The organism is Crossiella sp. SN42 (assembly GCF_023897065.1).
Taxonomy (GTDB): domain Bacteria; phylum Actinomycetota; class Actinomycetes; order Mycobacteriales; family Pseudonocardiaceae; genus Crossiella.
The window spans coordinates 38,611-44,680 of sequence record NZ_JAMHIV010000057.1; the positions used below are offsets into that span (position 1 = coordinate 38,611).

The 6,070-nt window shown below is 69.8% G+C and carries 4 protein-coding genes; all 4 read left to right on the forward strand.

Translation table 11 applies throughout. The features are described from left to right. Positions 1 to 22: 22 nt before the first annotated feature. The 4 genes from M8C13_RS42185 to M8C13_RS42200 all read left to right on the forward strand — a co-directional run bounded on the left by M8C13_RS42185 (position 23) and on the right by M8C13_RS42200 (position 6,011). On the forward strand, positions 23 to 1,027 hold the full coding sequence (locus M8C13_RS42185) for an iron-siderophore ABC transporter substrate-binding protein (protein ID WP_252486461.1): 1,005 nt from the start codon (positions 23 to 25) through the stop codon (positions 1,025 to 1,027). Between the two features lie 60 nt (positions 1,028 to 1,087). Beyond that, positions 1,088 to 2,152: an iron ABC transporter permease gene (locus tag M8C13_RS42190; RefSeq protein ID WP_252486462.1), complete on the forward strand. Its 1,065-nt coding sequence runs from the start codon at positions 1,088 to 1,090 to the stop codon at positions 2,150 to 2,152. Then, positions 2,149 to 3,213, forward strand: coding sequence for an iron chelate uptake ABC transporter family permease subunit (locus tag M8C13_RS42195; RefSeq protein ID WP_252486463.1), 1,065 nt, complete (start codon positions 2,149 to 2,151; stop codon positions 3,211 to 3,213). Before M8C13_RS42190 ends, M8C13_RS42195 begins: the two co-directional genes overlap by 4 nt. Before the next feature lie 524 nt (positions 3,214 to 3,737). Next, entirely contained in the window at positions 3,738 to 6,011 is a 2,274-nt protein-coding gene (locus tag M8C13_RS42200) for a germacradienol/geosmin synthase (protein ID WP_252486464.1), read from the forward strand. Positions 6,012 to 6,070 lie beyond the last annotated feature (59 nt).

Sequence of the window (6,070 nt, forward strand, 5' to 3'; positions counted from 1 at the left end):
CTCGTCACTGGGAGGAAAGCGCATGTCCATGAGAACTCGGCTGCCCGGCGTGGCCATCGCCCTGGCCGCCACCCTGGTGCTCACCGCCTGCGGCTCGGGCGGCACGGTGCCGGCCGCCGGGCCGGGCGGGGGAGACGGCGTCTTCCCGGTGAAGATCGACCACAAGTACGGCAGCACCGAGATCACCAAGCGCCCGCAGCGGGTGGTCACCCTCGGCCTGTCCGACCACGAGACCGCGCTGGCCCTGGACGTCAAGCCGGTCGGCGTCGTGGACTGGTTCAAGGAACGCCCCTTCGGCAAGTTCCCGTGGCAGGCGGAGAAGTGGGCGGGCACCGAGCCTGCCATCGTCGGTGAGCGCGACGACATCAACATGGAGAAGGTCGCCTCGCTGCGCCCGGACCTGGTGATCGCCCAGTACTCCGGCATCACCAAGGAGCAGTACGAGACGCTGACCAAGCTCAACATCCCGGTGGTGGCCCAGTCCGGCAAGCACCCGGACTACGCCACCCCGTGGGAGGAGATGGCCCGCACCATCGGCAAGGCGCTGGGCAAGGACAAGGAGCTCGACGCCAAGATCGCCGACCTGAAGGCCCAGTTCGCCAAGGCCCGCGCCGAACACCCCGAGTGGGCCAAGCAGACCGCGCTGGTCGCCGACAACTTCCAGCCCGGCATCTTCGCCGCCTTCGCCGCGCACGACCCGAAGCTGGCCTTCCTGCTCGACCTCGGCTTCCAGACCCCGGATCGGCTGCGCCAGGCGCCCAAGGAGCAGAACATCATCGAGGTCGGCTCCGAGGGCCTGCCGGAGTTGTTCGAGGTGGACCGCCTGGTCTGGCTGACCAGCGACGCGACCAGCGAGCCGAAGGTCAAGGCCGACCCGGTGTACCAGCGCCTCAAGGTGGCCAAGGAGAAGCGGGACCTGTTCGTCTCCTACTACGAGCCGCCCATCGGCGCGGCCATCTCGTTCAACACCGTGCTGAGCATGCCGTTCGCGCTGAAGAACCTGGTGCCGATCCTCGCCGCCAAGTGACCTGAGCCGGGCAGGCGCGCACCCCGCCCCTGCCCGGCAGCGAGGAGTCCCGTTCCGCGGATGGAGATCCACATGGTCCAGGTGCCCGGCGCGCGGGGGAGCGCGCCATCGCGCCCGGCCCGCCTGCGCGGCGTGCCGCTGCGCGCGGGCGGGCTGCTGCTCGCGCTGGCCGCGCTCGCCCTGGTGTGCCTGCTCAGCGTGTGGCTGGGGCTGAAGTCGATCCCCTTCGCCGACACCTGGTCGGTGTTGTGGCACAACGACGGCAGCGCCGAGGCGGTGATCGTGCACGAGCTGCGGATCCCGCGCACCCTGCTCGGCCTGCTGGTCGGCGCCGCGCTGGGGCTCTCCGGCGCGCTGATGCAGGCGTTGTCCCGCAACGCCCTGGCCGAACCCGGCCTGCTCGGCGTGACCATGGGCGCCTCCTCGGCGGTGGTCATCGGCATCGCTTTCCTCGGTGTGTCCGGCACCTCCGGTTCCGTCTGGCTCGCCTTCGCCGGGGCGGCCTTCGCCTCGGTCGTGGTCTACGTGCTCGGCTCCACCGGCCGCGCCGCGGTCACCCCGGACCGGCTGATCATGGCCGGGGCGGCGATCACCGCGGTGCTGCTGGCGTTCAACTCCGCGGTGCTGCTGCTCGACCCCGGCGCCTTCAACCAGTACCGCTTCTGGCACGTGGGCTCGCTGGCAGGCCGCCGCATGGACGTGGTGACCGCGGTCGCCCCGTTCCTGCTCGGCGGCACCCTGCTCGCCCTCGGGCTGGCCCGTCCGCTCAACGGACTCGCCCTCGGCGAGGAGACCGGCCGCGCCCTCGGTGTCCACATCGGACGGACCCGCTGGCTCGGCGCGCTGGCCATCACCGTGCTCTGCGGCGCGGCCACCGCGGCGGCGGGCCCGATCGGCTTCCTCGGCCTGGCCGTGCCGCACATCGCCCGGCTGCTGGTCGGCGCCGACCAGCGCTGGGTGCTGCCCTACTCCGCGGTGCTCGCGCCGATGTTGTTGCTGGGCGCGGACATTCTCGGCCGCCTGCTGGTGGCGCCCGCCGAGCTCGCGGTCGGGATCGTGACGGCGGTCCTGGGCGCGCCCGTGTTCCTCGCCCTGTGCCGCCGCCGGAAGCTGGTGCACTCGTGACCCGTGTCCAGGAACGTACCACGCCGATCAGGGGCCGGGTGCTGCGTGTGCACAGGGGCTGGCTGTCCCTGCGCCTGGACCCCAGGGCGCTGACGGTCTGCCTGCTGCTGGCCCTCGGCGCGGCCACGGCGGGCGTGTTCGGCATGACCACCGGGGACTTCCCGCTCACCCCCGGCGAGGTGGTCAACGTCTTGCTGGGCCTGGGTGACGGGCCCACCGAGTTCATCGTGCTCACCCTGCGCCTGCCCAGGGTGGTGGCCGGACTCGTCATCGGCGCCGCGCTCGCGGTCAGCGGCGCGGTGCTGCAGAGCCTGACCCGCAACCCCTTGGGCAGCCCCGACTTCCTCGGCTTCACGCACGGCTCGGCCACCGGCGCGATCGTGGTGATCGTCTGGTACCAGGGCAGCATGGCCGAGATCTCCCTCGGCGCGCTGGCCGGCGGCACGCTGACCATGGTGCTGACCTACCTGCTCGCCTTCTCCAGGGGAGTGCAGGGCTTCCGGCTGGTGCTGGTCGGCATCGGCGTGAGCAGCCTGCTCATCGCGGTCAACCTGTACCTGGTCACCCAGGCCAACATCTACGACGCGCTGCAGGCGCAGGCCTGGCAGACCGGCTCGCTCAACGGCCGTACCTGGGGCCACCTGCTGCCGCTGGGCGCGGCCATGGCGCTGCTGCTGCCACTGGCCCTGCACTACGGGCGCAGGCTGGCCGTGCTGGAGATGGGCGATGAGGCCGCGGCCGCGCTGGGGGTGCGGGTGGAGCCGACCAGGCTGGTGCTCATCGCGATCAGCGTCACCCTGTGCTCGCTGGCCACCGCCGCGGCAGGCCCCATCGCCTTCCTCGCGCTGGCCGCCCCGCAGCTGGCCCGCAGGCTCACCGGCGCGACCGGCCCGAACCTGGCCGCCTCCGCGCTCATGGGCTCGCTGCTGCTGGTGGTCAGCGACCTTGCCGTGCAACGGATCTTCGCCCCGGTGCAGCTGCCGGTGGGCATCGTCACCGGCGCGATCGGCGGGCTGTACCTGGTGTGGCTGCTGGCCCACGAGTGGCGGCGCGGCCGGTAGAAACGACACCGTTTTCGCACAACAGCCAACAGCATCCGGACAGTGGCGGACACAACCGCGCCCGCAGGCTGCGCGGCCGCCTCGATCAGGACACGAACGTGTTGCGGGAGCAATCATCCGCGCGGTTCACCAGGCATGGTCTACCCAGCGTTTCCGCACGTCGCCAACGATTGCGGAACCTCTGGCCCAGGTGGCGCCCCGCGCCCGCGCCCCCGTCTCGCGGGGCGCCACCTTCCTGCACCGAACAGGTGACCGCCCCCGAACGAGGCGAGCAGGGCCGATGTCTCCGGTACCGCCATTTGTCTGGCATCCCCGGCCACAAAACCCGGACAACCGAACCCCCGATCCGGCACCTTCCGTCATCCTCCCCGCCCCCGGTTGGGCTGGTCGAGCGATGACCACTCCCTAAAGTGTGCAACCACCCTGGAGTGGTTGAGCCCCCCGATATCGCCTGGTTGCCTGGCCCCAGCGACCCCTGCGTCGCCCGGCCCGACATCCCCGCGAGAAGGCACAGGTGCGAGGTTATGCAGCCATTCGAGCTGCCCGAGTTCTACATGCCCTACCCGGCCAGGCTGAACCCCAACCTGGAGGCGGCGCGCGTCCACAGCAAGGCGTGGGCGTACGAGATGGACATGATCGACGTGCCCCAGCACGGCGTGCCCATCTGGGACGAGCACGACCTCGACTCGCACGACTACGCCCTGCTGTGCGCCTACACCCACCCCGACTGCGACACCGCGACGCTCAACCTCATCACCGACTGGTACGTCTGGGTCTTCTACTTCGACGACCACTTCCTGGAGATGTACAAGCGCACCCGCGACATGGGCAGCGCGGTCGGCTACCTGGACCGGCTGCGCCTGTTCATGCCGGTCACCGGGCACATCACCGAGGAAGCGACCAACCCGGTGGAGAAGGGCCTGGCGGACCTGTGGAACCGCACCGTGCCCTCGCATTCGGCGGACTGGCGACGGCGGTTCGTGGAGAGCACCAAGAACCTGCTCGACGAGTCGCTGTGGGAACTGTCCAACATCAACGCCGAACGGGTGTCCAACCCGATCGAGTACATCGAGATGCGCCGCAAGGTCGGCGGCGCGCCCTGGTCGGCCAACCTGATCGAACACGCCACCGGCGCCGAGGTGCCGGAGAGCATCGCCGCCGCCCGTCCGCTTGAGGTGCTGCGCGACACCTTCGCCGACGCCGTGCACCTGCGCAACGACCTGTTCTCCTACGAGCGCGAGGTGCTCGACGAGGGCGAGCTGAGCAACGGCGTGCTGGTGTTCGAGAAGTTCCTGGACATCCCCACCCAGCAGGCCGCCGAGGCCGTCAACGACCTGCTGACCTCCCGCCTGCACCAGTTCGAGCACACCACCCTGACCGAGCTGCCCCCGCTGTTCGAACGCTTCGCGGTCACCCCGGAGCAGCGCCTGGCCGTGCTGGCCTACGTGAAGGGCTTGCAGGACTGGCAGTCCGGCGGCCACGAGTGGCACCTGCGCTCCAGCCGCTACATGAACAAGGGCGGCAAAGCCGCACCCACGGCCCTGTCCGGCCCCAACGGCCTCGGTACCTCAGCCGCCCAGATCCTCCCGTCCATCCTGCGCACCATGCCGCAACGCCTGCGCAGCTTCACCAACCTCCCCTTCCGCCAGTGCGGCCCCCTGCCCCGCCCCGACTTCTACCTCCCCTACACCACCACCCTCAGCCCACACCTGGACCAGGCCAGGGAGAACGTGGTGGTGTGGGCCAAGGAAATGGGCATCCTCGACGAGCCCCACCCCGCCGCACCCGACCGCACCATCTGGTCAGAGCAAAAGATCCGCGACTACGACGTCCCCCTGTGCGCCGCGGGCATCCACCCCAACGCCACCCCCGAGGGCCTCGACCTCAGCTCGGCCTGGCTGGCCTGGGGCACCTACGGCGACGACGCCTACCCCCTGATCTTCGGCCACCCCCGCAACCTGGCCGCCGCCCGCCTGCAAACCGAACGCTTCAAGCTCTTCATGCCCCTGGACGCCACCCAGACCGAAACCCCGCTCAACGCCATGGAACGCGCCCTGGCCGACCTGTGGAACCGCACCGCGGGCCCGATGACCGACGCGCACCGCAAGATCTTCCGCAAGGCCAACGAGGACATGACCGAAAGCTGGGTGTGGGAACTGGAGAACCAGTTCAACAACCGCATCCCAGACCCGGTGGACTACATCGAGATGCGCCGCGCCACCTTCGGCTCAGACATGACGATGGCACTGTGCCGCCTGCAACTGGGCCAGTCCGTGCCGCCGGAGATCTACCGCTCCCGCCCGGTCCAGTCCCTGGAGAAGTCCGCCCAGGACTACTCGATGCTGATGAACGACATCTACTCCTACCAAAAGGAGATCCAGTTCGAGGGCGAGCTCCACAACGCCGTCCTGGTAACCCAGAACTTCCTCGACTGCGACCTCCCCCGCGCCGCCCACCTGGTCAACAAACTCATGACCGAACGCATGCGCCAGTTCGAACACATCCTCGCCGTCGAGTTCCCGGCCCTGTTCCGCGACTACAACCTCGACCGCAAGGCCCAGCAAACCCTGCTCCACTACGCCGAAGACCTCAAACACTGGATGGCCGGCATCCACATCTGGCACGAGGACTGCACCCGCTACAACGAACCCGCCCTCCACCGCCACAACCCCACCACCCCATCCCCCCACCCCGCACCCACCCCATCCGCACCCACCCCACCTCTCCCAACCGGCCCCACCGGCCTAGGCACCGCAGCCACTCGCCTAAACCCCCTCTCCACCCCAACCCCCACCTAACCCCCAAAAAACCCGCGCACCCCAACGCCGACCATGTCCCCCCAGACGTGGTCGGCGTC

Excerpts from the sequence above, each read along its gene's own strand:
- M8C13_RS42185 (WP_252486461.1), top strand. The coding sequence starts at position 23 with ATGTCCATGAGAACTCGGCTGCCCGGCGTGGCCATCGCCCTGGCCGCC.
- M8C13_RS42190 (WP_252486462.1), top strand. The coding sequence starts at position 1,088 with ATGGAGATCCACATGGTCCAGGTGCCCGGCGCGCGGGGGAGCGCGCCA.
- M8C13_RS42200 (WP_252486464.1), top strand. The coding sequence starts at position 3,738 with ATGCAGCCATTCGAGCTGCCCGAGTTCTACATGCCCTACCCGGCCAGG.